Here is a 24090-nt window from a genome sequence, read left to right as displayed (position 1 = left end):
TTACATTTAATTTTCAGATATCCCGGCGCACTTGTAGCATCGCTGCGGAGATCAGGCCACTGTCGGATTGCCGCCGGCCATCAGTGCGGGCGAGCACCAAGGCATGCAATGAACGTGAACAAGCCGCACACCACTGGAAGCACCATGAACAAAACCCTCTGCCTGCTGTTGTCGGCCATGCTCGCCAGCAGCGCACCGGCGCTTGCCGCCAGCACCCCTGCCAATGCCGACGTATTGATCCGCCACGCCACCGTCATCGATGTGGAACATGGGCGGGCGACATCCGGCCAGGCCGTGGCCATCCGTGGCACCGACATCCTCGCCGTTGGCGACGATGCGCAACTGGCCACGCAATGGAAGGCGGCCCAGACCATCGACGCCAAAGGCCGTTATCTCATCCCCGGGCTTTGGGACATGCATGTGCATTTCGGTGGCGGCCCGGCGCTGATCGAAGAGAACAAGGCGCTGCTGCCGCTGTACGTGGCGCATGGCATCACCACCGTCCGCGACGCCTCCGGCGACCTGGCCGAACAGGTGCTGTCCTGGCGCGGGCAGATCGCCAGTGGCCAATTGTTTGGCCCGCAGCTGTTCACCTCCGGCGCCAAGATCGAAGGCATCGCCCCGGTCTGGAAGGGCACGCTGGAGGCCGGTGACAAGGCCGGCGTGGATGCCGCGCTGGACCGCGAGCAGCGCGACCAGGTCGACTTCGTCAAGATCACCGACAGCACGCTGACCCCGGAGCTGTTTCTCTACGCCCTGCGCCAGGCCAAGCAGCGCGGCCTGCGCACCTCCGGGCACATTCCGATGGCGCTGACGGTGGACCAGGCCGTGGACGCCGGCATCAGCTCGATCGAGCACCTGGACTACGCCTACAAGGCCGGGGTCAAGGACGAAGCCGCTATTGCCGCCGATTTCGCCGCTGGCCGCATCGACCGCGCCGAAGCCAACCGGCGCCTGCGCAGCGGCTTTGACCGCGCAACCGCGATGCAGGCCTATGAACGGTTTGCCAAAGCCGGCGTCGCGGTGACGCCGACCCTGGACGGCGGCCGCATCATCGACTTCCTCGATGTCGAGCCGCGCGACCAGGATCCGTATCTGGCCTACATCGGCCCCGGTCTGCGCGCCACCTATGCTTGGCGTGTGGAGCGCGCCGCCAAAGCCACGCCCGAGCAGATCCAGGCCCGTCACGCCCATTACGCAGAAGTAGCTGCGGTGCTGCCGATGCTGCAGCAGGCCGGCGTGCAGATCATGGCCGGCACCGATGCGGGCTTTCTGAACTCCTACAACTTCCCCGGCATCGGCCTGCACAACGAACTGGCGCTGTATGTGCGTGAAGGGCTTACCCCCGTGCAGGCGCTGCAGTCGGCGACCCGCGCCGGCCCGGCCTGGTTCGGCAAGCTCGACCGTTATGGTGCAGTGACCGCCGGCAAGGCTGCCGATCTGGTATTGCTGGAGCGCAACCCGCTGGAGGACATTGCCGCTACCCGGGCAATCAGCACCGTGGTGATGCGCGGCAAGGTTTACGACCGCGCCGCACTGGACCGGATGCTGTCCGACAGCAAGGCGCAGGTTGCCGAGTGGAATGCGCAGGCAACCCGCTAACGACGCCGCTGATCTGCACCGTAGCCCGGGTAAGCGCAGCGCACCCGGGGCTGTTGGCGCCATGCCGAGACCGTCTGTTGCTTCCCGCTTCCCGGGTGCGCTGCGCTTACCCGGGCTACAGACGCCACATCGACAGCATGCAGAGCGCCTTTCGCATCACTGATCTGCGAACTGCCATCCACGGCCAGCAAAAGGCACAATAGGGGACACGGCGAACACCGTGCCCCTGCCTTCCCAGCGCCCCCAGCGCCCGCCCATGACGCCCCCTGCCCTGCCATCCCGCACCGTGCCCACCGCGCGGCTGTCCAGTTTCTATTTTTTCTACTACGCCGCGCTGGGTGCATTCACTCCGTACTGGAGCCTGTACCTGCAATCGCGTGGCATGACCATCACCGCGATCAGCGTGATGATGAGCCTGTGGTATGCCACCCGCGTGGTTGCACCCAGCACCTGGACCTCGCTGGCGGCAGTATCGCCGCACCCGATCCGCTGGCTGCGCATCGGCTGCGTGCTGACCATTGCCTGCTTTGCGGGCTTCCTGGTGCCTGCACCGCAATGGACGCTGTACGCGGTGATGATCGCGTTCTGCTTCTTCTACAACGCGGTGATGCCGCAGTTCGAGTCGATCACCCTCACCCATCTGGGCACGGACAGTCATCGTTACGGCATGATCCGGGTATGGGGTTCGCTGGGCTTCATCCTCGTGGTCACCCTGTTTGGCTGGCTGATCGAGAAACATGGCGCCAGCAAGTTGCCTTGGTTGATGCTGCCGTTGTTCGTGTTGATGACCGGCTCGGCCTTCCTCAACCGCTATGCGCGCAACATCGGCTCGCACAGCCAGCCCGCTGGCGGCTTCTGGAGCATCGTGCGGCAGAAGCCGGTGATGGCGTTCTTCATTGCCGCCTTCCTAGAACAACTCTCGTTCGGCCCGTACTACACGTTCTTCTCCGTCTATATGGACCAGCACGGCTACAGCACCTCGCTGCTGGGCCTGATGTGGACGGTTGGGGTGGTGTTCGAGGTTGCGGTGTTCTTCCTGATCGCCCGTTTCTTCCGCCGCTGGGACGCCAGCTGGCTGCTGATCATTTCCATGGCCAGTGCGGTGCTGCGCTGGTGGGCAACCGCGCTATGGCCGGACAACCTGCCGGTGATGCTGGTTGCGCAGACCACCCACTGCCTGGGCTTTGCAGCCTTCTTCGCCTCGGCCATGCAGCTGCTGGCAAGGTACTTCCCGGGCAACCTCAACGGTCACGGCCAGGGCCTGTTCTATGGCTTCTCGTCCGGCCTGGGCGGCGTGCTCGGCGCCTTGATCGCCGGCCAGCTATGGCAGTTCGGCAACGGCAAGATCGCCTTCCTGGTCGGCGGCTGCTTTGCCCTGCTCGGCACCCTGATCGCCTGGTACTGGCTGCCACCCCGCGCGCGAGGCCCATTGACAAGCCCAGACGCGCAGGGAGCAAGCTCAGCTACTGCCGGCCGATGAATTCAACATTCGAATCAGGCCATAACCGACGACCTCCGCAAACTGGCAGCTGAGCCCGGCATCAGCTGACTACCGGTGCAGCGCCGCTTGGTGTGCGCGGAAGGATGGCAACAGCACCCGGTTGCCGTGACCACTGAGATGATCTCCGTCGAAGAACAACGGCTTGCCGGCATCGTCAGGGTGGCATTCCTTGCCCGGGCACAGCACAGGCAAGGGGTCCCAGACACTAGCGCCCGGCAAGGCCTGCGCCACCTGCTGCAGGCTGGACAACGCCGGTGCGCGCAGTGTTTCCATCCGTTCGCGCGACACCGTCATTCCGTGCACACAGATCGGATTGTGCCGATTGAATGCATCCGAACAACGGAACGGCGGCGCCCCCAACACTGGCTTGGGCGCCTCCAGCACGATACGCACACCGCGCTCGGCCAGGGGCTTCAACTCAGCGATTGCCGCTTCCACATCAGCCTTCCGCTGCGCGGCAGATGCTTCACTGTTTACCGTGGCAAACGCCTGCTGCTGATCGAACAGACTGTATTGCTCCACCAGCCGCGGCACGCGCAGACCAGGCAGCAACAGCACATCGCCGGCTTGCGCCTGTGCAGTGACATCGTCCAGGGTATTGCGCACGTAAGCATCACAGCCGGGGTCGGCTTGTCGGCGCCCCTGCAGGCCGATAAAGGCGCAGCCTGCGTTGGCATACAGGCGCGCCTGCCCACCGTCGAGCAGGACCAGGCGGCGGAGCATCTCCCCGTAAGCCAGTGCATGCGAATCCCCAGCAACGAACAGGCGCTGAGCGCTCCCCTTGCCGCCTACGCACTGACCTCGTTCGAACTGCTGCACCTGGCCACCGGCTACCGGCAGGCGCGAGAAAACCAGCTCACACTCGGGAAATTCCTTCTTCAAGCCCTTCGCATAGGGATACCACTCCAGCGGGTGCCGGCTGACGGTACTCAGCGAAATGTACTTGGCCGCACGTTCCAGCGGCTTCTGCAGTCCCATGCCCAGCAGCATTACCAGCACGCCGCCGGCCACCCAGCGCAGATCCGAGCCACGCCAGCGACGTCCAAAGCGTGCCGGCTGCTCTACCCAGCGCCAGGACACCCAGGCGAGGACCGCCGTGCAAAGCAATGCCAGTGCACCCCCAAGCAGTGACTCCAAACCTAGCGTCCAGCGGAACAGCACGAACACTGGCCAATGCCAGAGGTACAACGAGTAGGACATGCGCCCGATCACAACCATAGGACGCAGCGACAAGCAGCTACCAATCCAACCTGCGGCAGAACGGTGCAGCAGCGCCAGCAGGCCCAGCGTACCCAGCACCGGCCACAAGCCATCGATCCAGGGCGAATGCCCTGGCCGCGCGGCCCACAGTCCATAGCCCAACAGCGCAGCGCAAGCCACCTGCAACAGCGAATGCCAGATACCCGGTTGTCCATCAACCGCGCCCGCTCGCGCTCGGGTCGACAGCAGCTGGAACAACAACACGCCCGCGCCCAATTGCCAGAACCGCGTGGTCGTCTGATAGAAAGATTGAATCTCGTAGCCGCCCTGCAGCGCGCGAGTGATGGCAAAACCCAGCGAGCCCGCCGTTGCCAAGGCGAACAGCAGCATGGACAGCCCGCGCCCCTTCCCGCCTTTTACCCAGCCCAGGAACAGCAGGGGGAACAACAGATAAAACTGTTCCTCAACGCCCAGCGACCAGGTGTGCGTGTAAGGATTGAATTCGCTACGCGGCGAAAAATAATCATTGCCGGTACTTGCCAGCACCCAGTTGCTCAAGCCGACGAAGGCCATGCGACCGGTTTTGCCACTGGTTTCACTGAGCCAGGACTCGGGAATGAACAGCGTGCTGAGCACGCCAGTCGCCAGCAGGCAGACGAACAGCGCCGGCATGATCCGACGCATGCGTCGTGCGTAGAAGCCCAATACACCTCGCCAACCATTCAGCGCAGAAGAACGCGCTACCGACGCACTGACGACAAAGCCGGAGATGACGAAGAACACGTCCACACCGGTGAAGCCGCCCGGCACCCAAGCTGGATTGAGGTGGTAAAAAATGACGGCAAGCACGGCAACAGCGCGCAAACCGTCAATATGGGGGTAGTAGCCTTCCTGCTTCAGATGTCCCTGCATTGCATCCCCTTTCACGGCAACGGGCGCCACTGGCGCCCGTTGTCTGCATCAAATCGAATCGATTACCAGACCAGATCGTCCGGCACCTGGTATTGCGGATCGGCGTATGGGTCGGCATCGGCCGGCGCATTCGGATCGACCTTCAGCGCTACCGCCTGGGCGAATACCTGTTCGGCCTCGGCCAGCACCTGCGCCGTCACCAACAGGTAGCGGCCGTTCTGCTGCAGCACGCCCAACTCGCCGGCATTGAGCGCCTTGAGCTGTTCGGCATTGACGTAGATGCGCTTGATCTTGCCGCCATACGGGAAGTGACGGGCGATGTCGGCATTGGGGTCGTTCAACCCCTTGTCCTTGATCAGCTCGTCGAGCTTGGCGCGGGCCTCGCGGCGCAGGCGTGCTTCTTCCTGCTTGAGACGCTCCGCTTCCATGCGCTCGTCTTTTTCCTTCTGCGCACGGATGGCATAGGCCTTGGCAAGGTCGATGTCTTCCTGCGAGCGCGGCTTGCGCGTGCCTTGCGCGGGCCGGCCCTGGCCGGGCCTGCCAGCATGCGCGGGCTTGCCGGCGTGGCCAGGCTTGTTGCTGCCTGCATGTGCCGGCTTGTTGTTGCCCGCCTGCGGCCGGCCTTGACCGGGCTTGCCCTGTGGGCGCCCGTCACGGCGCGGCTCAGCCTTGCGCTCCGGCTTGGGAGCAGCTTTGAAACCCAGCCCAAGCAGCTGGTCGCGAATATTGTCACTCATAAGGAAATATCAGTAGTGCGGGGGCGGTGGTTCATCGGCGGCGTCGGCGTACAACGTCGTGCGTACCTTGCCCAGATCGTCAAGGAGATGGCGCAGCAGATCGGCATTGCGCGAGCCCTGCATACGGGCGTCGGCCAATGCCTCGCTCATCTCCGCCAAAGCCTGCTCCTGGAAGGAGACTCGCATCTCCAACTCGACCAGACGTGCTTCCAGCGCCTGTTCGCGCTGGTCGGAAGGTGACTCATGCATGTACGGAACGTCCTCGGCCAATGCCGTAATACGCCAAACCTGCGGCTTCGATTTCTACCGGGTCGTACAGGTTACGGCCATCAAATACCACCGCATCACCCAGCGCCTCGCGCATCCGCGCGAAATCCGGGCTGCGGAACTGCTTCCACTCGGTGATCACCACCAGCGCATCGGCGTCATGCAAGGCTGCAAACGCCGAATCGCAGAAAACCAGATCCTCGCGCTCGCCAAAAATGCGCCGCGCCTCGGCCATGGCTTCCGGATCAAACACCTGCACCTTCGCACCGGCTTCCCACAGCTGCGCCAATACCCGGCGGCTCGGCGCCTCGCGCATGTCGTCGGTGTTGGGCTTGAATGCCAAGCCCCACACAGCGAAAGTCTTGCCACGCACGCCTTCGTCCTCGCCACGGTCATAGTGACGCTGGATCAGCTCGAACAGGTGGCCCTTCTGCGCCGCGTTGACCGCTTCAACCGCATTGAGCAGTTGTGGCTGGTGGCCATGCTGGGCAGCCGTACGCGCCAGGGCCTGCACGTCCTTGGGGAAACAGGAGCCGCCATAACCGGCGCCGGGGTAGATGAAATGCCAGCCAATGCGCGGGTCCGAACCGATGCCTTGGCGCACCTGCTCGATATCGGCGCCCACACGCTCGGCGATATTGGCGATTTCATTCATGAAACTGATCTTGGTCGCCAGCATCGCGTTGGCGGCGTATTTGGTCAGCTCGGCCGAACGCACGTCCATTTCCACAACGCGGTCGCGGTTGCGGTTGAACGGGGCGTACAACCGCCGCAACACCGTCACCGCATGCGCACTGCTGGCGCCAATGACAATACGATCCGGGCGCATGCAGTCAGCGACCGCATCGCCTTCTTTCAGGAATTCGGGGTTGGAAACCACATCGAAGGCGATTTCCTGGCCGCGCGCCGCCAGCTCTTCGGCAATGGCGGTGCGGACCTTGTCGGCGGTACCCACCGGTACCGTCGACTTGTTGACCACCACCGTCGGCCGCGCCAAGTGGCGACCAATGGTGCGGGCCACCGCCAGCACATACTGCAGGTCGGCGCTACCGTCTTCGTCCGGCGGCGTACCTACCGCGATGAAGATGACCTCGCCATGGGCGATGGCTTGTGCGGCGTCGGTGGTGAAGGCCAGCCGCCCGGAGGCGTGATTGGCCTTCACCATCGGTTCCAGGCCGGGCTCGTAGATCGGGATGATGCCCCGCTGCAAGCCGTCGACCTTGGCCTGGTCGATGTCGACGCAGACCACATCGTGCCCTACTTCCGCCAAGCAAGTCCCGGTGACGAGACCCACATAGCCAGTACCGAAAATAGCTACACGCATGGTTGCGCCTACTCCGTACCCAGCCTTACGGCATGATGCCCAGCAACTCGACGTCGAAGGTCAGCGTTGCGTTCGGGCCGATCGGGCCACCCTGGGTGCCGGTTTCGCCATAGGCCAGTTCACCCGGAATCCAGAAGCGGTACTTGGAGCCGACCGGCATCAGTGCCACGCCTTCGGTCCAACCCTTGATGACCTGGTCCAGGCCGAAATCAACCGGCTGGCCGCGGGTGTAGCTGCTGTCGAACACTTCGCCGTTGAGCAGCTTGCCTTCGTAGTTGACGCGCACGCGGCTGCTGGCAACCGGGCGCTCGCCGCTGCCGGCGCGGATCACCTGGTACTGCAGGCCCGACGGGGTGGTCACCACGCCCGGAACGGTCTTGTTCTTGGCGAGGAAGGCATTGCCTTCTTCACGGTTGGTCTGGGCGGCCTTGCCGGCCTCAGCCTTCATTTCCGCTTCCTTGGTGCTGCTGAACGCCTGAAGCACGGCCTGGGCCTGCTCGTGGTTCATCAGTGGGGTGCCCTTGGAGAACACGGTGGTGACGGCCTGGAACACCGAATCCAGATCGATGTCCTTCTGGATGCGCGCCAGCGACGGGCCAACGGCGAAGCTGCCCAGCATCAGGCCAACCTTCTCGCGGTCAACCGACGGCGGCTGGCTGCCCGGCGCCATGCCCGGCACCTGCTGGCCCGAACGGACCATCATCAAGGTGCGCAATGCCTGATCGGTCTTCTGCGCTTCTTCCTGCGACAGCAGCGGCTGGCCGCCAGCGAACGCGTTTTCCACGCCGCGGCGCAATGCAGCCACGTCTACTTCCGAAGCAATCGGCTCAAACGAGCTGGCCACGTCAATGCCGATGGCGTAACCAATCTTTTCACGATCCGAGGTCAAAACAGACTTCTCCTTGGTCGCCGCCGCAGCGGCAGGTTGTTGCGAAAAAACGACCCCTGGGGCCGCCATCGCCAAAATCAGAAGCGACGCAACCGCGCCACGCTTTCCCATCTTCATTCGCTGCATTCCTGGAAGTGAACAAACGCCACCGGCGGCGCGAGGGGCGACATTGTCGCATGCGCACCGCAGATGTCGAGGCGCCTCAGCGCTGTGGTGCCGCTGCGGCCAGCGCGGCTTCGATTGCCGCACGCAGTTCCGCATCATCCGGCTTCACCTTGCTGGGGAACTGTGCCAGCACGCGTCCATCGCGGGATATCAGATATTTGTGGAAATTCCAGCCCGGCGCCACGCCGCTGAGGCGGGTCAGGTCCTGGTACAGCGGGGTCGCTTCCGGCCCCACCACATGCACTTTTTCAAACATGGGGAACTTCACCCCATAAGTAAGCGTGCAGAACTCCTGAATCTGCGCCTCGCTGCCCGGCTCCTGGCCTTTGAAATCATTGGACGGAAAGCCCAACACGGCAAAACCACGCGGTGCCAGTTCCTGTTGCAATGCCTCCAGGCCTTCGTATTGCGGGGTGAAACCGCATTTGGAGGCGGTATTGACCACCAACAACACCTTGCCGCCGTACGCGCGATTCAGGTTTATCTCGTCTTTTCCGGCCAGGGAACGGTAGTTACGGTCCAGCAGCGGGCCGGCCACCGCGTCCAACGCGCCACCTGCAGACGCCACAAAAGCAATTGAAATCAATATATTACGAATGTTCACTGGATTCTCCTGGGCGCTGCAAACAGGGTTGGGGCGGCATAGGCCATCAGTTGGGTCAGAAGCAGTTGCATCCCGGCGTGTCGGTGTTATAGTTGCATACAACACCAGCCACCCTACACAGGGGCCTTCATGAACACCAAGCACGGCAGACACGCTCTCCACGCACTGATGGTCACAGGCACCTTGTTGTTGCTGGGCTGCTCAAGCTCCCTCGGCAACGGCCTTGCCAATGCCAAGGATTATGCAGCCCAGGTGGGCAGTGATGGACAGGATGCCGACGATACCCCCAAAGCGAAACGACCGGCTCGACGGATGCGAACCAGCCTTTCGATGCCTTACTTTTCTTTCGCACAGCTGAATTCGCGGAGCTGACCCATGAGCGATATCCAGTGGAGCGATGGCGCTCCCATTTACCGCCAGCTGAAGGATCGCGTTATCGCGATGATGCTGGACGGAATCCTGAAGCCGGGCGACGCCCTGCCCTCGGTACGCCAGGTTGCGGCCGAGTACCAATTGAATCCGATCACGGTTTCGCGCGCCTACCAGGAGTTGGCCGACGAGAATCTGGTCGAGAAGCGCCGCGGCCTTGGCATGTTCATGACCGAGGAGGCTGCGCAGAAGCTGCGCGGCAACGAGCGCGACCGCTTTCTCAATGACGAATGGCCGGCCGTACTGGAGCGTATCCAGCGCCTGGGCCTGACCATGCAAGATTTGCTGCCACCGGGGACCACTCTATGAACGCCGCCGTCGAAGCCGTCGTTTCCGCCAAGGGCCTGCGCAAGGCTTACAAGCAGAAGCCAGCGCTGGACAACACCAGCTTTTCCATTGAACCGGGCCGCATCGTCGGCCTGATCGGCCCCAACGGCGCCGGCAAGACCACGGCACTGAAGGCCGTGCTCGGCCTGACCTCGTTCGACGGCGACCTGCAGGTGCTGGGCATGGACCCGCGCAGCCAGCGCGACGACCTGATGAATGATGTCTGCTTCATCGCCGACGTGGCGGTGCTGCCGCGCTGGTTGCGGGTAAAGGAAGCCATCGATTTTGTCGCCGGCGTGCACCCGCGCTTTGACCGCGCCCGCTGCGAGCGCTTCCTGGCCAATACCAAGCTCAACCCCAAGCAACGGGTGCGCGAGATGTCCAAGGGCATGGTGGTGCAGCTGCACCTTGCCCTGGTGATGGCCATCGACGCCAAGATCCTGGTGCTGGACGAGCCCACCCTGGGCCTGGACATCATGTACCGCAAGGAGTTCTACCAGCGCCTGCTGGAGGACTACTTCGACGAACAGAAGACCATCATCATCACCACCCACCAGGTGGAAGAGGTCGAGCACATCCTCACCGACGTGCTGTTCATCCGAGATGGCCAGATCGTGCTGTCCTCGGACATGGAAAGCCTGGCTGACCGCTACACCGAACTGCTGACCTCGGCCGACAGCGTGCATGCAGCACGCGCGCTGGCCCCGATCGACGAGCGCGCCCTGCCCTTCGGCAAGACCGTGCTGCTGTTCGATGGCGCCGACCGCAACCAACTCGCCAGCCTGGGCGAAATCCGCACCCCCGGCCTGGCCGACCTGTTCGTGGCCACCATGAAGGGAACCTACGCATGAACGCCGCTCACAACATCACCCCGCTCGGCAAATTCAAGTGGCTGCTCAAACGCGAGTACTGGGAAAACCGGGGCGGCTTCGTCTGGGCCCAAGTCATCACCGGCGGTATTGCCATCCTGTTCGCCATCATCGGCGCGCTGATTGGCGCATTCGCCGCGCGTAATTCCGATGGCATCAACCATATGGGCGATGTCAGCGAATACCTGAAGGTGATGGGGGCATTCGGCGATGGCCTGCTGCTGGCAGGCATCTTCCTGGCCTCGCTGATACTGGCCTTCGTGGTGTTCTTCTACGCGCTGGGCAGCCTGTATGACGACCGCCGCGACCGCAGCGTGCTGTTCTGGAAATCGCTGCCGGTTTCCGACACCCAGACCGTATTGTCCAAGGCCCTGTGGGCACTGGTATTGGCACCGTTGATCGCGATGGCGATCGGTCTGATCGTCGGCCTGGTGTTGTGGGTTGTTGCCATGATCGGCGCGGCCGCCGCCGGCGCCACCAGCCCCTGGGCCATCGCTACCCACTCGCATCCGTTCCGGATCCTGGGCCTGGTTCTGACCACCTTGCCGGTCAGCCTGCTGTGGGCACTGCCGACCGTCGGCTGGCTGATGTTCTGCTCGGCGCTGGTGCGCTCCAAACCCTTCCTGTGGGCAGTGCTGCTGCCGCTGCTGGCCTGCACCATGATCAGCATCCTCGGCGCCATGCCGGGCGTGAAGCTGCCACTGGGCTGGATCTGGTACACCGTTGCCTACCGCGGCCTGCTCAGCGTGTTCCCCTCGTCCTGGTTGCCGCGCGGCCTGACTGACACCAATATCAATGAGAATGACCTACAGACGCCTGCCGATCTGGTGCAGTGGCTGCTGCAACATCACAGCCTCAGCAAGGTATTGTCCAATCCTGACATCTGGATTGGCGCTGTGATCGGTATCGCCCTGATCGTGGCCTCTGTTTACCTGCGCCGCCGTCGCGACGACATCTGACCCTTGATCAGGAGAGTGTTCATGCACAAGACGTTTGTACTGGCCGCATTGCTGGCTGCGCCGGGCGCAGCCTTCGCCACCCAGCCCTGCGCTGTAACCGCCCCGCAGTCGCTGACCCTGGATCTGGCTGGCAGCAAGACCGTGCTCTTCGAGGTCAACAGCCATGACCTGCGCCTGCAGGCCAGCCCCGGCGCCAAGGCCGCCCTCAGCGGACGTGCCTGCGCCTCCAGCCAGGAACTGCTGGACCAGCTTTCGCTGACCCAACGCAAGGACGGCGACAAGCTGGTGGTGACGCTGGAGCGCAAGAACCAGGGGCTGCACTTCAATCTCGGCAACAGCTACGCCTACCTGGACCTGACCGGCAGCCTGCCTGACGACATCCTGGTCCAGCTCAAGGTCGGCTCCGGTGATGCCTCGCTGGCCGGTGCGCAGAGCATGAGCGCCGATGTCGGCTCGGGCGATGTCAGTGCCCGCGACATCAAGGGGCTTGCAACCGCTGCGGTGGGTTCGGGCGATGTCGAATTCAACAACATCGGCTCGCTGTACGTGCTGTCGGTGGGCTCGGGCGACGTCAAGGCCAATGGTGTGCGTGGCAATGCCCGCGTCGGCACCGTCGGCTCCGGCGATGTCGAGCTGCACGGCGTGCAGGGCGCGGTGAGCATCGAGAGCATTGGCTCGGGTGATGTCGACATTCGTGACAGCCGTGGCGCGGTGAGCCTGGGCTCGCTGGGCTCGGGTGATCTGGAGGTGCGTGGCGCCGCCAGTCTCAAGGTGGACAGGCTCGGTAGCGGCTCGGTGAACCATTCGGGCATCACCGGCGCCGTCGACCTGCCGAAAAAACGCTGACTCCTTCTTACTGCAACGGAACGCACACCATGAAGATCCTCAACGCCCCCCTGCTGGCCCTGGCGCTGGCAATCCCGCTGGCTGCGTGCGGTGAAAAGCCAGCAGCCAACGCACCTGACACCGACACCACCATCGGCGCCAAGGTCCGTGAGGCCACCGACAAGGCCCGCAAGGAAATGGCGGAAGGCAACGTCAGCATTGGCAGCGATGGTGCCAACGTCGAGCTCACGCCAACCGGTGACCTGCTGATCAACGGGACCTCCATCCCGCTCAACGACAGCCAACGCGCCATTACCCTGCGCTACCGCACGCAGATGATCGGCGTCGCCGAAGCCGGTATCGAAATTGGCGTGCAGGGCGCGAACCTTGGCGCCAAGGCTGCTGGCGAGGCGATCAAGGGCTTGTTCTCCGGCGATACCGACAAGATCGAGGAACGCGTCAATGCCGAGGCCGAGAAGATCAAGGCCAGCGCGATGAAGCTGTGCGACCAGCTGCCCGCCCTGATGGTCACCCAACAGCAACTGGCTGCAGCGGTGCCGGCCTTCAAGCCCTACGCGAAGATGGACCAGAGTGATATCGACGACTGCCGCGAGGGCAACGGCAACGTCCACGTCCCCTGACCCGGCGCGCACGACGGAGCGGTAGAATCACCGCTCCGTCGTTGTTGCTGCCCTTGCCATGAACAAACTGCTGTTGTTGATCCTCGTCGCCTTCGCCACCCTGGCCACCGGCTGTGATCGCGAAAAGTACGCTGAGCACCGCAGCGAGCGCAGCAAGCCCAAGACCGAAGTCACCCTGGAGCGCATCGCCATCCGCCGCGCGCCCTACCCCAACCTGGACATCCTGCCGGACGGCCGCCTGCGCGTTGATGACATCGTCATCCCCTTGAATGCCAAGCAGCAGGAGTTGCTGCACACCAGCTACGTCAAGCTGCAGATCCTGCGCCAGAACACACTGGTGGATGCCGACCCGGCGCTGGCACAGGAACGCTCGCTGCCGCTGCAGATCCCGGAAGGCCAATCGCCATTCCCGCCGGACCTGGCCCAGCAGATCCCCGAATTCAAGGAATACGACGAAGCCCTGGCCAACCTGCGCGCCCTGCGCTGACCGTAGTGCCGACCCATGGTCGGCAAGGGCCTTACCAAAGATCCCTGTGTAGTGCCGAGCCATGCTCGGCAAGGGCCTTACCAAGAATGCCTGCGCAATGCGCGAACGGCATGCGCCGCGAAGCAAGGCCTAAAAGCCAACCCCTCCCCAACCCTCCCCTGCGCTGCGCGCAAGGGAGGGGGCAGATACGTAGCGCCGAACCTCAATGGTCGTGGATGCCACCCAGGGTCAGCGCTGCCGGGTCCAGCAGGCGCTTCAGTTCGGTCTCGGACAAACCACTGTCCTCCAGCGCCACGTCCAGCACCGGCCGCTGTTCCTTGTAGGCGCGCTTGGCAATTGCCGCCGCCTTTTCGTAACCGATGATCGGGTTCAGCGCGGTCACCAGGATGGGATTGCGCGCCAGCGCCTCACGCACCCGCTCCTGCTTGACCACCAGTCCGGCAAACACCTTGTCCGCCAGCAGGTTCATCACATTGGACAGCAGCTGGATCGAGTCCAACAGATTGGCCGCGATCAGCGGCAGCGCCACATTCAACTGGAAATTGCCGGTCTGCCCGGCCACGGTGATCGCGGTGTGGTGACCGATCACCTGCGCGGCCACCATCACCGTCGCTTCGGGGATCACCGGATTGACCTTGCCCGGCATGATCGAGCTGCCCGGCTGCAAGGCCGGCAACTCCAGTTCACCCAGCCCAGCCAGCGGCCCGGAATTCATCCAGCGCAGATCGTTGGCGATCTTGATCAAGGCCACCGCCAGCGCATTGAGCTGGCCGGACAACTCGACCGCATCGTCCTGCGCGGCCAGGCCTTCAAACTTGTTGGCTGCGCTCTCGAACTTGACCCCGGTGCTGGCCGACAGCGCCCGCGCCACCTTGCCGCCAAAGCGCGGATCGGCATTGATGCCGGTGCCAATGGCGGTGCCGCCCAGCGGCAGCCGGCGCAGGCGTTTGAGCGCATCTTCAATCCGCCCCTCGGCCGAGGCCAGCTGTGCCGACCATGCCCCGAATTCCTGGCCGAAGGTCAGCGGCATCGCATCCATCAGATGGGTGCGCCCGGTCTTGACGATCTTGCCCAGGTTGCGGGCACGCTTGTCGATGGTCTTGCGCAGGTGCTTGAGGGCGGGCAGCAGTGATTCCACCACCTCCAACTGGGCCGAGACGCGGATCGCAGTCGGGATCACGTCATTGGAGCTCTGCCCCAGATTGACGTGATCGTTGGGGTGCACGGCGGTCTTGCCGGCCTTGCCTGCGAGGTTGGCCAGGGTGGCAATGACCTCGTTGGCATTCATGTTGGACGAAGTACCCGAGCCGGTCTGGTACACATCAATCGGGAACTGGCTGTCATGAGCGCCGATCGCCACTTCGGTGGCCGCCGACTGGATCGCCTTGCCCACGCCCTTGGGCAGCAGGCCCAGGCCGGTATTGACCTCGGCGGCGGCGCCCTTGATCAGGCCCAGCGCTCGGATGAAAGCACGCGGCATGCGCTGCCCCGATACCGGGAAATTCTCCACCGCACGCTGGGTCTGCGCGCCCCACAGGGCCTCGGCGGGCACCTGCAGTTCGCCCATGCTGTCGTGTTCGGTCCGGAAACCACTCTTGGAAACCTTGCTCATCATCAACTCCGCACAATCTCATTGTTGGGGAAGGGAAAGCTGCGGCTGGCGGTGGGCAGACGTCCCGGCTGGCGGCTAAGGACACCATACCCGGCCGTCCCGGCAAAGACATCCGCGGCCGATGGGATACAAAGGCCCAGCAACGGCAAGGCCCCCGGCAGCGTAGAATATGCGCCCCCGCCACTGCCCAACTGCCTGCCGCCATGACGGATACATCCCGCCAAGAAGCCGCCCTGCTCGCCCTGTCCCCGCTTGATGGCCGTTATGCCGGCAAGGTCGACGCATTGCGCCCGATCTTCTCCGAATATGGCCTGATCAAGGCCCGCGTGAAGGTCGAGATCGAATGGCTGCTGGCACTGGGCGCCGAGCCGGGCATCACCGAGCTGGCCGACTTCTCGGCCACTGGTAAGAGCAAGCTGCGCGCGCTGGCAGACGGCTTCTCGGTCGCCAACGCCGCCCGCGTCAAGGAAATCGAGCGCACCACCAACCATGACGTCAAGGCGGTGGAGTACTTCATCAAGGAACAGCTCAAGGACGACGCCGAGCTGGCGCCGGCGCTGGAGTTCGTGCATTTCGCCTGCACCAGCGAGGACATCAACAACCTGTCCTATGGCCTGATGCTGGCCGAAGCGCGTGAAAAGGTGATCCTGCCGGGCTATGCCGGCATTGCCGCCTCGCTGCGTACGCTGGCCCACGCCCAGGCCGCGCAGCCTATGCTGTCGCGCACCCACGGCCAGACCGCCTCGCCGACCACTCTTGGCAAGGAAATCGCCAATGTCGTGGCCCGCCTGGAACGCCAGATCCGCCAGATCGGCGCGGTCGAGCTGACCGGCAAGATCAACGGCGCCGTCGGCAACTACAACGCCCACGTCGTGTCCTACCCGGACGTGGACTGGCCGGCCTTCGCCGAGCGCTTCGTCACCTCGCTGGGCCTGGTGTTCAACCCCTACACCACCCAGATCGAGCCGCACGACAACGTTGCCGAAATCGGCGATGCCGCCCGCCGCGCCAACACCATCCTGATCGATCTGGCCCGCGACATCTGGGGCTATATCTCGCTGGGCTACTTCAAGCAGAAGCTCAAGGAAGGCGAAGTCGGTTCCTCGACCATGCCGCACAAGGTCAACCCGATCGATTTCGAGAATGCCGAAGGCAATTTCGGCATCGCCAACGCCTTGTTCGAGCACTTCAGCGCCAAGCTGCCGATCAGCCGCTGGCAGCGCGACCTGACCGACTCCACCGTGCTGCGCGCCGTGGGCACTGCTTTCGGCCACAGCCAGGTCGGCCTGGAATCGCTGGCCAAGGGCCTGGGCAAGCTGACCGTGAACCCGGAGCGCCTGGACGCGGATCTGGATGCCGCCTGGGAAGTGCTGGCCGAAGCCGTACAGACGGTGATGCGCCGCCATGGCCTGCCCAATCCGTACGAGCAGCTCAAGGCGCTGACCCGTGGTCACGGCATCACTGCCGATTCGATGCGCGCCTTCATTGAAACCCTGGAATTGCCGGCCGATGCCAAGCAGCGCCTGCGCGAGCTGACCCCGGGCGGTTATGCCGGCCTGGCAGCTGATCTGGCCAAGGCGATCTGAGCGCCAAAGCCCAGGAATCCGCGAGCCCCTCTCCCGCCTGCGGGAGAGGGGTTGGGGTGAGGGCAGTCGTGTGGATGTAGTGCCGAGCCCATCGAGGCCCGGGCGTTAGAGGCAAGGACCAAGCCAGGAGCTTTACCGGCAAGGCCACTGCCGAGCGTGGCTCGGTACTACATTTGCATTGCTTGTACGGCCTCTGCCGAGCGTGGCTCGGCACTACATGTGCATTGCTTGTACGGCCCCTCGCCGAGCATGGCTCGGCACTACATTTGCATTGCTTGTACGGCCCCCTTGCCGAGCGTGGCTCGGCGCTTCATTTGATTCAGATCAGCCGCATGCCGTGCGCATTGTCGCCAACAAGGGGACAATGGCGGCCTGCGCGCATCGCGCGCCCCTGTTCGACCTCCGTTGCAAAGGATTTCCCCCATGGCTGCACGCAAGCAAAAGACCTATCCGATCGAAGTACAGGCCCGCGCCGGCCTGCCGCTGGGCATGGCCCCAGCCACCTTCCTGCGCGACTACTGGCAGAAGCGTCCGCTGCTGATCCGCGCCGCCTTCCCGGATTTTGAAACCCCGGTGATGCCCGAAGACCTGGCCGGCCTGGCCTGTGAAGAAGGTGCGCTGGCTCGCATCGTCAGCCACGACCGCGCCACCGACGGCTGGGAACTGCGTACCGGCCCGTTCCAGGAAGAAGACTTCCCCGGCATGCCCGACCACGACTGGACCCTGCTGGTGCAGGACGTGGACAAGTGGGACCCGGAAGTGCGCGCCCTGACCTCGTACTTCAACTTCCTGCCGCGCTGGCGCATGGACGACGTGATGATCAGCTTTGCCGCTACCGGCGGTTCGGTTGGCGCCCATGTCGACCAGTACGACGTATTCCTGCTGCAGGCCCACGGCCAGCGCCGCTGGCAGATCGACGCCAGCGAGTCGACCAAGGGCAAGCGCCCATCGCTTGAGTTCCGCCCCGACGTGGAACTGAAGCTGCTGAAGAAGTTCAAGGCCACCCACGATTGGGTGCTGGGCCCGGGCGACATGCTGTACCTGCCGCCGAACGTGCCGCACAACGGCGTTGCCGTGAACCCCTGCCTGACCTTCTCGTTCGGCATGCGTGCACCGTCCTCGGCCGAGCTGATCAGCGACTATCTGGACGATCTGGTCGCCGATGCCGACGAATCCATCCGCTTCCAGGACCCGGACCTGAAGCTGCCGGAAGACCCGAATGAGATCGATGCCGCCGCGATGAAGCGTGTGGTCGCCGCACTCAATGCGCTGCGCATGAACGACCCGGATCGCCTCGGCAACTGGTTCGGCCGCTTCATCACCACCTACCGCGCCGCGGGTGACATCCTGCCCTCCCAGGCACCGCCGTCGCCGGAAGAAGTGACCGCTGAACTGGAAAATGGCGGCGTGCTTGAGCGTCACCCGTGGGCCCGTCTGGCCTGGCGCCGCGCCACCCGTGGTGCTTCGCTGTACTGCTCCGGCCTGGCCTTCCAGCTGTCGATCAAGGACGCGCAGACCCTGGCCGGCACCGAGCAGATCGATATCGCCCTGTTCAACAAGCTCGGCAACAAGGGCCGTGATGCGCTGATGGAACTGATCGTCGGCGGCCACTACCAGCTGCTCGACGTGGAAACCATCGCCGCCATGCTGGCCGAGCAGGACGCGTTGGAAGCCATGGAAGACGTGGCCGAAGAGGACTTCGAAGAAGAAGACTTCGACGACGAGGCCGATGCCCCGGAAGTGGAGATCGAAGTCATCGAGTACTCCGAAGCCGGTGAAGGCGAGCCCTCCAGCGCCAGCATCGAGACCGTCCTGGTCAGCGAAGAAGGCGTCGAGGTCGTGGTGATCTGCGACGACGGCGAGGAAGAAGACGAAGACGACGCGGAAAACCCGTCGGCATGAGTCAAACCGCGATCTTTCACGTAGAGATCGCCGACTACGCCGTGCAGCAGACACTGCTGCACGGCGTGCGTCATACGGTGTTTGTCACCGAGCAGAACGTTCCAGCCGAGCTTGAGATCGATGCCCTGGACCCGCTCAGCGACCACGCCCTGGCGCTGGACGCAGACGGCAAGGCCATCGGCGCCGCCCGCCTCACCCCGGATCAGCGCATCGGCCGCATGGCCGTACTTGCCGCCTGGCGCGGCAAAGGTGTTGGCCAAGCCCTGCTGAATGCGCTATTGGCCGCTGCCCGCAAACGCGGCTGGGGCGAAGTCAGCTTGCATGCACAGCTGCATGCCCGTGACTTCTACGCCTGCAACGGCTTTCTGCCGGAAGGCGTTGAATTTGAAGAGGCCGGCATCGGCCACCAGAGCATGCGCCGACGGCTGGACGGTGCCATGCGCGTGCAGGACCCGGAACAGGCCCGTGCGGCAACCGCAGCGGTAATCCATGCCGCGCGCCGCCGCCTTCAGCTGCAGCTACGCGGCAACGACGCCCTGCTCGGCCAACCACTGATCGTGGACGCGTTGCGCCGCTTCGCCACCGCCCGCCATGACAAACAGGTGCAGGTGCTGCTGCACGAAGCCGACCTGCCTGCCCTGCCCGCGGCCTTCATCGCCCTGGCTCAGCGCCTGCCCAGCGTGTTCCAGCTAAGTGAGCCGGTGGACCCGGCGGACTGCCAGGTCCCCTCGGCGGCGGTCAGCAATGATCACGGCGACTGCTACTTTCGTCCAATAGGCGCCCGCGTCGAAGGCGAGCTGTGGCTGGATGCGCCGGCCCGTGCGCATCAGCAGGAAGCGTTGTTCAAGCGTATCTGGGAGCGTTCACGCGATTGCAACGGGCTGCGCGTACTGGGTGTCTGAGCGCTGACCGGGACAGGACAAGCCGCAGTCAGGTATTAATGCGCGGGACAGAGTGCATGCCCCTTCCTGTCCAGTGAGGGGTATAATTCAGTGGTTAGAACACGCCCGCGCGCGACGCTGCAGCAAGGTCCGCCGGTTCCCAGAACTACCCCACAAGTGAATCCGACTCTCCATCGTGGACAATCTACTGAAGCAGTTTGCGCAATCATCGCAGCTCGCCGGCGGCAACGCCTCCTATGTCGAGGACCTGTACGAACAGTACCTCGTCTCCCCGGACAGTGTGGACCCCAAGTGGAAGTCCTACTTTGACGGCTTCAAAGGCCGCGAAGCGGGCGATGTGCCGCACTCTGCCGCCATCGCACACATCACCGAAGCCGCAAAAAACGCTGGCAAAGTCGGCGGCAACGCCGGTTCCGGCGACGAGCGCGAGCGCAACGTCGGCCGTCTGATCACCGCCTACCGTTCGCGCGGCCACCTCGGCGCCAATCTTGATCCGCTCGGCCTGACCCCCCCGGTCAACCCGCCGGATCTGAGCCTGCCCTTCCACCACCTCAGCGATGCCGACCTCAACGACGAGTTCAGCACCGGCGGTGTGGGCGGCCAGCCGCGGATGAAGCTGCGTGATCTGCTTGCGCGCCTGAAGGCGACCTATGCCGGCTCGATCGGCGCAGAATTCATGTATATCGCCGAAGTCGAGCAGCGCCAGTGGCTCTACCAGCGCCTCGAAACCGCCGGTGGCAACTACAACCTGGATGCCGACACCAAGCGCCGCACCCTGGAGCGCCTGACCGCTGCCGAAGGCCTTGAGCGTTACCTGCACACCAAGTACGTCGGCCAGAAGCGCTTCTCGCTGGAAGGCGGCGACTCGCTGATCCCGATGATGGACACCATCATCCGCGACGCCGGCAAGGAAGGCGTCAAGGACGTGATCATCGGCATGGCCCACCGTGGCCGCCTGAACGTGCTGGTCAACACCCTCGGCAAGAACCCGCGCAAGCTGTTCGACGAATTCGAAGGCAAGTTCGAGCACGACGACCGCGCCGTGGCCGGTGACGTGAAGTACCACATGGGCTTCTCGGCCGACGTCGCCAGCGATGGCGGCCCGGTGCACCTGGCCCTGGCCTTCAACCCGTCCCACCTCGAAATCGCTGATCCGGTGGTTGTCGGCTCGGTGCGCTCGCGCCAGGAACGCCGCAACGACACCGCGCGCAAGCAGGTGATGCCGGTCCTGATCCACGGCGACGCTGCATTCGCCGGCCAGGGCGTGGTGATGGAACTGTTCCAGATGTCGCAGGCCCGCGGTTTCGCGGTCGGCGGCACCGTGCACATCGTCATCAACAACCAGGTGGGCTTCACCACCTCCAACCGCGACGACTCGCGTTCGACCCTGTACTGCACCGACATCGCCAAGATGGTTGCTGCCCCGGTCCTGCACGTGAACGGCGACGATCCCGAAGCCGTGGTGTTCGCGGCCAAGCTGGCTTATGACTTCCGCCAGCAGTTCAACAAGGACGTCGTGATCGACCTGGTCTGCTACCGCCGCTGGGGTCACAACGAAGCCGATGAACCGGCGATCACCCAGCCGCTGATGTACCAGGTGATCCGCAAGCACAAGACCACCCGCGAGCTCTACGCAGAGCAGCTGGAAGCCGCAGGCGTCATTGCTGCCGGCGCCGGCAAGGACATGGTCGACGCTTACCGCAACAAGCTGGACTCCGGTGAAGTCACCACCGAACTGGCCAAGGTCGAAAAGACCCCGGCTACCAGCAAGATGTACGTGGATTGGTCGAAGTACCTGTCGGGCAAGCTGTCCGATCCGGTCAGCACCAAGGTCGACATGGGCAAGCTGACCCAGCTGGCCACCATGATCAACACCATTCCGGAAGGCGTGGAAGTGCATTCGCGCGTTGCCAAGGTGTACGACGACCGTCGCAAGATGGCCGCCGGCGAAGTACTGGGCGACTGGGGCTTTGCTGAAAACCTGGCCTACGCAACGCTGCTGGACGAAGGCAACGCTCTGCGCCTGGTTGGTCAGGACGTGGGCCGTGGCACCTTCACCCACCGCCACGCGATCCTGCACGATCAGAAGACCGACAACTACTACCTGCCGCTGCGTCAGCTGGTCGAGTCGCCGGAGCAGGCCACCATCATCGATTCGCTGCTCAGCGAAGAAGCCGTGATGGCGTTCGAATACGGCTTCTCCACCACCGATCCGAACACCTTGTGCATCTGGGAAGGCCAGTTCGGCGACTTCGCCAACGGCGCCCAGGTGGTGATCGATCAGTTCATCGCCTCCGGCGAAGCAAAGTGGGGCCGCATCTCCGGCCTGACCCTGCTGCTGCCGCACGGCTATGAAGGTCAGGGTCCGGAACACAGCTCGGCGCGCCTTGAGCGCTTCCTGCAGCTGTGCGCGCTGGAGAACATGCTGGTCTGCGTGCCGTCGACCCCGGCGCAGGCATTCCACATGCTGCGTCGCCAGATGCGCATGGCTACCCGCAAGCCGCTGGTGGTGATGTCGCCCAAGTCGCTGCTGCGTCACAAGCTGGCCGTGTCCAGCATGGACGAAATGGCCAATGGCGAGTTCCAGCACCTGATTGGCGACGCCACTGCCGATGCCAAGAAGGTCAAGCGTGTCGTCGTGTGTTCGGGCAAGGTCTACTACGACCTGCTGGAAGACGTGACCAAGCGTGGCCAGGAAGACGTCGCCCTGGTGCGCGTCGAGCAGCTCTATCCGTTCCCGCGCCCGGCGCTGGCGGCCGAGCTGAAGAAGTACGGCAAGGCCACCGACGTCGTGTGGTGCCAGGAAGAGCCGATGAACCAGGGTGCGTGGTACCAGATCAAGCACCACCTGCAAGCATGCGTGGCCGATGGCCAGGCGCTGCACTATGCCGGTCGTCCGCGTTCTCCGTCGCCTGCTGTTGGCCACATGTCCGATCACCTGCGCGAACTCGCACAGCTGCTCGCCGACGCGCTGGTCAACAAGATCGACGACAACTACGCCGAATAAGCCCCCTTTTCCACAAGAAAACGAAACCAGGAAATCAGCCAAATGGCCACCGAAGTCAAAGTACCGGTACTGCCCGAATCCGTCTCCGACGCCACCATCGCCACCTGGCACAAGAAGGTGGGTGATGCCGTCAAGCGTGATGAGAACCTGCTCGACCTGGAAACCGACAAGGTCGTGTTGGAAGTACCGGCGCCGGTTGATGGCGTGCTGAAGGAAATCAAGTTCCAGGAAGGCGACACCGTCACCTCGAGCCAGCTGCTGGCCATCATCGAGGAAGGCGCGGTTGCCGCTGCCGCTCCGGCCACTGCTGCTGAAGCGCCGAAGGCTGCTGCCCCGGCCGCCGCCGCTCCGGCTGCTGCCGCTGCACCGGCCCCGGCTGCCAAGTCGGCTGCCGACACCCTGCCCCCGGGCGCCCGCTTCTCGGCCATCACCGAAGGCGTGAACCCGGCTGACGTGTCCGGCACCGGCCGCCACGGCGCGGTCACCAAGGAAGACATCGTCAACTTCGCCCGCAACGGCGGCGTCGGCAAGGCCGGCGGTGCACGTCCGGAAGAACGCGTACCGATGACCCGCATGCGCAAGCGCATTGCCGAGCGTCTGATGCAGTCGAAGAACTCGACCGCGATGCTGACCACCTTCAACGAAGTCAACCTGTCCAAGGTGTCGGCTGCGCGCAAGGAACTGCAGGAAGAGTTCGTCAAGGCCCACGGCATCAAGCTCGGTTTCATGAGCTTCTTCGTCAAGGCTGCCGCCAACGCACTGCAGCGCTTCCCGCTGGTCAATGCCTCGATCGATGGTGACGACATCATCTATCACGGCTACTCGGACATCTCGATCGCCGTGTCCACCGAAAAGGGTCTGGTGACCCCGGTGCTGCGCAACGTCGAGCGCATGTCGTTCGCCGACATCGAGCGCACCATCGCCGACTACGCCAAGAAGGCCCGTGACGGCAAGCTGTCGCTGGAAGAACTGCAGGGCGGCACCTTCACCGTGACCAACGGCGGCACCTTCGGCTCGCTGCTGTCGACCCCGATCATCAACCCGCCGCAGAGCGCCATCCTCGGCATGCACGCCATCAAGGACCGTCCGATCGCCGAGAACGGCCAGGTCGTGATCGCCCCGATGATGTACCTGGCCATGTCCTATGACCACCGCATCATTGACGGCAAGGATTCGGTGCAGTTCCTGGTGGACATCAAGAACCAGCTGGAAAACCCGGGCCGCATGCTGTTCGGTCTGTAAGAGCTCTGAGCCCCTCTCCCGCCTGCGGGAGAGGGGTTGGGGTGAGGGCAGCCTCACCCGCACCCTCATCCGGCGCTATGCGCCACCTTCTCCCGGCGGGA

General features: G+C 63.9%; 21 protein-coding genes. 14 read left to right on the top strand and 7 right to left on the bottom strand.

Annotated features, from left to right (window positions below; translation table 11 throughout):
• The first annotated feature begins 144 nt into the window (after positions 1-144).
• Both ACVOKO_RS12950 and ACVOKO_RS12945 read left to right on the top strand, forming a co-directional pair.
• Positions 145-1602, top strand: a complete 1458-nt coding sequence (locus ACVOKO_RS12950) for an amidohydrolase family protein (protein WP_346499322.1) — start codon at positions 145-147, stop codon at positions 1600-1602.
• Between the two features lie 256 nt (positions 1603-1858).
• Positions 1859-3082, top strand: coding sequence for an MFS transporter (locus ACVOKO_RS12945; RefSeq protein WP_346499321.1), 1224 nt, complete (start codon positions 1859-1861; stop codon positions 3080-3082).
• A 69-nt stretch (positions 3083-3151) separates the two neighbouring features.
• Here ACVOKO_RS12945 and ACVOKO_RS12940 read toward each other — a convergent pair whose 3' ends face one another.
• The 6 genes from ACVOKO_RS12940 to ACVOKO_RS12915 form a co-directional block, all read right to left on the bottom strand.
• Positions 3152-5215, bottom strand: coding sequence for an acyltransferase family protein (locus ACVOKO_RS12940; protein ID WP_346499320.1), 2064 nt, complete (start codon positions 5213-5215; stop codon positions 3152-3154).
• Positions 5216-5277: 62 nt separating this feature from the next.
• The gene (locus ACVOKO_RS12935; RefSeq protein ID WP_346499319.1) at positions 5278-5952 is read right to left on the bottom strand and encodes a DUF2058 domain-containing protein; all 675 of its coding nucleotides are present in this window, start codon (positions 5950-5952) and stop codon (positions 5278-5280) included.
• A gap of 9 nt (positions 5953-5961) precedes the next feature.
• On the bottom strand, positions 5962-6201 hold the full coding sequence (locus tag ACVOKO_RS12930; RefSeq protein ID WP_057628566.1) for a SlyX family protein: 240 nt from the start codon (positions 6199-6201) through the stop codon (positions 5962-5964).
• Positions 6194-7543, bottom strand: coding sequence for a UDP-glucose dehydrogenase family protein (locus ACVOKO_RS12925; RefSeq protein WP_346499318.1), 1350 nt, complete (start codon positions 7541-7543; stop codon positions 6194-6196). The genes ACVOKO_RS12930 and ACVOKO_RS12925 overlap by 8 nt, the downstream gene beginning before the upstream one ends.
• A 25-nt stretch (positions 7544-7568) precedes the next feature.
• Positions 7569-8549 carry an FKBP-type peptidyl-prolyl cis-trans isomerase N-terminal domain-containing protein gene (locus tag ACVOKO_RS12920; protein WP_346499317.1) on the bottom strand — a complete coding sequence of 327 codons (981 nt, stop codon included), beginning with the start codon at positions 8547-8549 and terminating at the stop codon, positions 7569-7571.
• A gap of 85 nt (positions 8550-8634) precedes the next feature.
• Positions 8635-9186 (bottom strand): glutathione peroxidase, encoded by a 552-nt coding sequence (locus ACVOKO_RS12915; protein WP_430980776.1) that lies wholly within the window; start codon positions 9184-9186, stop codon positions 8635-8637.
• 144 nt (positions 9187-9330) lie between these two features.
• On the opposite strand from ACVOKO_RS12915, the gene ACVOKO_RS12910 reads away from it, so the two are divergent.
• Genes ACVOKO_RS12910 through ACVOKO_RS12880 form a run of 7 tightly spaced genes read left to right on the top strand, consistent with a single transcriptional unit; the run spans position 9331 to position 13738 of the window.
• On the top strand, positions 9331-9573 hold the full coding sequence (locus ACVOKO_RS12910; protein ID WP_346499316.1) for a hypothetical protein: 243 nt from the start codon (positions 9331-9333) through the stop codon (positions 9571-9573).
• Between the two features lie 3 nt (positions 9574-9576).
• Positions 9577-9939, top strand: coding sequence for a GntR family transcriptional regulator (locus tag ACVOKO_RS12905; protein WP_346499314.1), 363 nt, complete (start codon positions 9577-9579; stop codon positions 9937-9939).
• Positions 9936-10808 (top strand): ABC transporter ATP-binding protein, encoded by an 873-nt coding sequence (locus ACVOKO_RS12900; RefSeq protein WP_346499313.1) that lies wholly within the window; start codon positions 9936-9938, stop codon positions 10806-10808. The genes ACVOKO_RS12905 and ACVOKO_RS12900 overlap by 4 nt, the downstream gene beginning before the upstream one ends.
• Positions 10805-11785, top strand: a complete 981-nt coding sequence (locus ACVOKO_RS12895; protein WP_346499312.1) for an ABC transporter permease — start codon at positions 10805-10807, stop codon at positions 11783-11785. The genes ACVOKO_RS12900 and ACVOKO_RS12895 overlap by 4 nt, the downstream gene beginning before the upstream one ends.
• Before the next feature lie 21 nt (positions 11786-11806).
• Positions 11807-12631: a DUF4097 family beta strand repeat-containing protein gene (locus ACVOKO_RS12890; RefSeq protein WP_346499311.1), complete on the top strand. Its 825-nt coding sequence runs from the start codon at positions 11807-11809 to the stop codon at positions 12629-12631.
• A 29-nt stretch (positions 12632-12660) separates the two neighbouring features.
• The gene (locus tag ACVOKO_RS12885; protein WP_346499310.1) at positions 12661-13251 is read left to right on the top strand and encodes a hypothetical protein; all 591 of its coding nucleotides are present in this window, start codon (positions 12661-12663) and stop codon (positions 13249-13251) included.
• A 58-nt stretch (positions 13252-13309) separates the two neighbouring features.
• A complete protein-coding gene (locus tag ACVOKO_RS12880) occupies positions 13310-13738 on the top strand; it encodes a hypothetical protein (RefSeq protein WP_346499309.1) in 429 nt (142 codons plus the stop codon).
• A 202-nt stretch (positions 13739-13940) separates the two neighbouring features.
• On the opposite strand, the gene ACVOKO_RS12875 is transcribed toward ACVOKO_RS12880, so the two are convergent.
• Positions 13941-15350, bottom strand: coding sequence for a class II fumarate hydratase (locus ACVOKO_RS12875; protein WP_346499308.1), 1410 nt, complete (start codon positions 15348-15350; stop codon positions 13941-13943).
• Positions 15351-15553: 203 nt separating this feature from the next.
• Between ACVOKO_RS12875 and purB the strand changes: the two genes are divergently transcribed.
• The 5 genes from purB (at position 15554) to sucB (ending at position 23989) form a co-directional block, all read left to right on the top strand.
• The gene (gene purB / locus ACVOKO_RS12870) at positions 15554-16936 is read left to right on the top strand and encodes an adenylosuccinate lyase (protein WP_346499306.1); all 1383 of its coding nucleotides are present in this window, start codon (positions 15554-15556) and stop codon (positions 16934-16936) included.
• A 423-nt stretch (positions 16937-17359) separates the two neighbouring features.
• Positions 17360-18838, top strand: a complete 1479-nt coding sequence (locus ACVOKO_RS12865) for a ribosomal protein uL16 3-hydroxylase (RefSeq protein WP_346499305.1) — start codon at positions 17360-17362, stop codon at positions 18836-18838.
• A gap of 11 nt (positions 18839-18849) precedes the next feature.
• Entirely contained in the window at positions 18850-19740 is an 891-nt protein-coding gene (locus ACVOKO_RS12860) for a GNAT family N-acetyltransferase (RefSeq protein WP_430980775.1), read from the top strand.
• A gap of 175 nt (positions 19741-19915) precedes the next feature.
• On the top strand, positions 19916-22747 hold the full coding sequence (locus ACVOKO_RS12855; protein WP_346499303.1) for a 2-oxoglutarate dehydrogenase E1 component: 2832 nt from the start codon (positions 19916-19918) through the stop codon (positions 22745-22747).
• A gap of 42 nt (positions 22748-22789) precedes the next feature.
• Positions 22790-23989 carry a dihydrolipoyllysine-residue succinyltransferase gene (gene sucB / locus ACVOKO_RS12850; protein WP_346499302.1) on the top strand — a complete coding sequence of 400 codons (1200 nt, stop codon included), beginning with the start codon at positions 22790-22792 and terminating at the stop codon, positions 23987-23989.
• The last annotated feature ends 101 nt before the right edge of the window (positions 23990-24090 follow it).

The organism is Stenotrophomonas sp. STEN240 (assembly GCF_056756175.1).
This window is presented reverse-complemented; position numbering and strand designations above follow the sequence as displayed.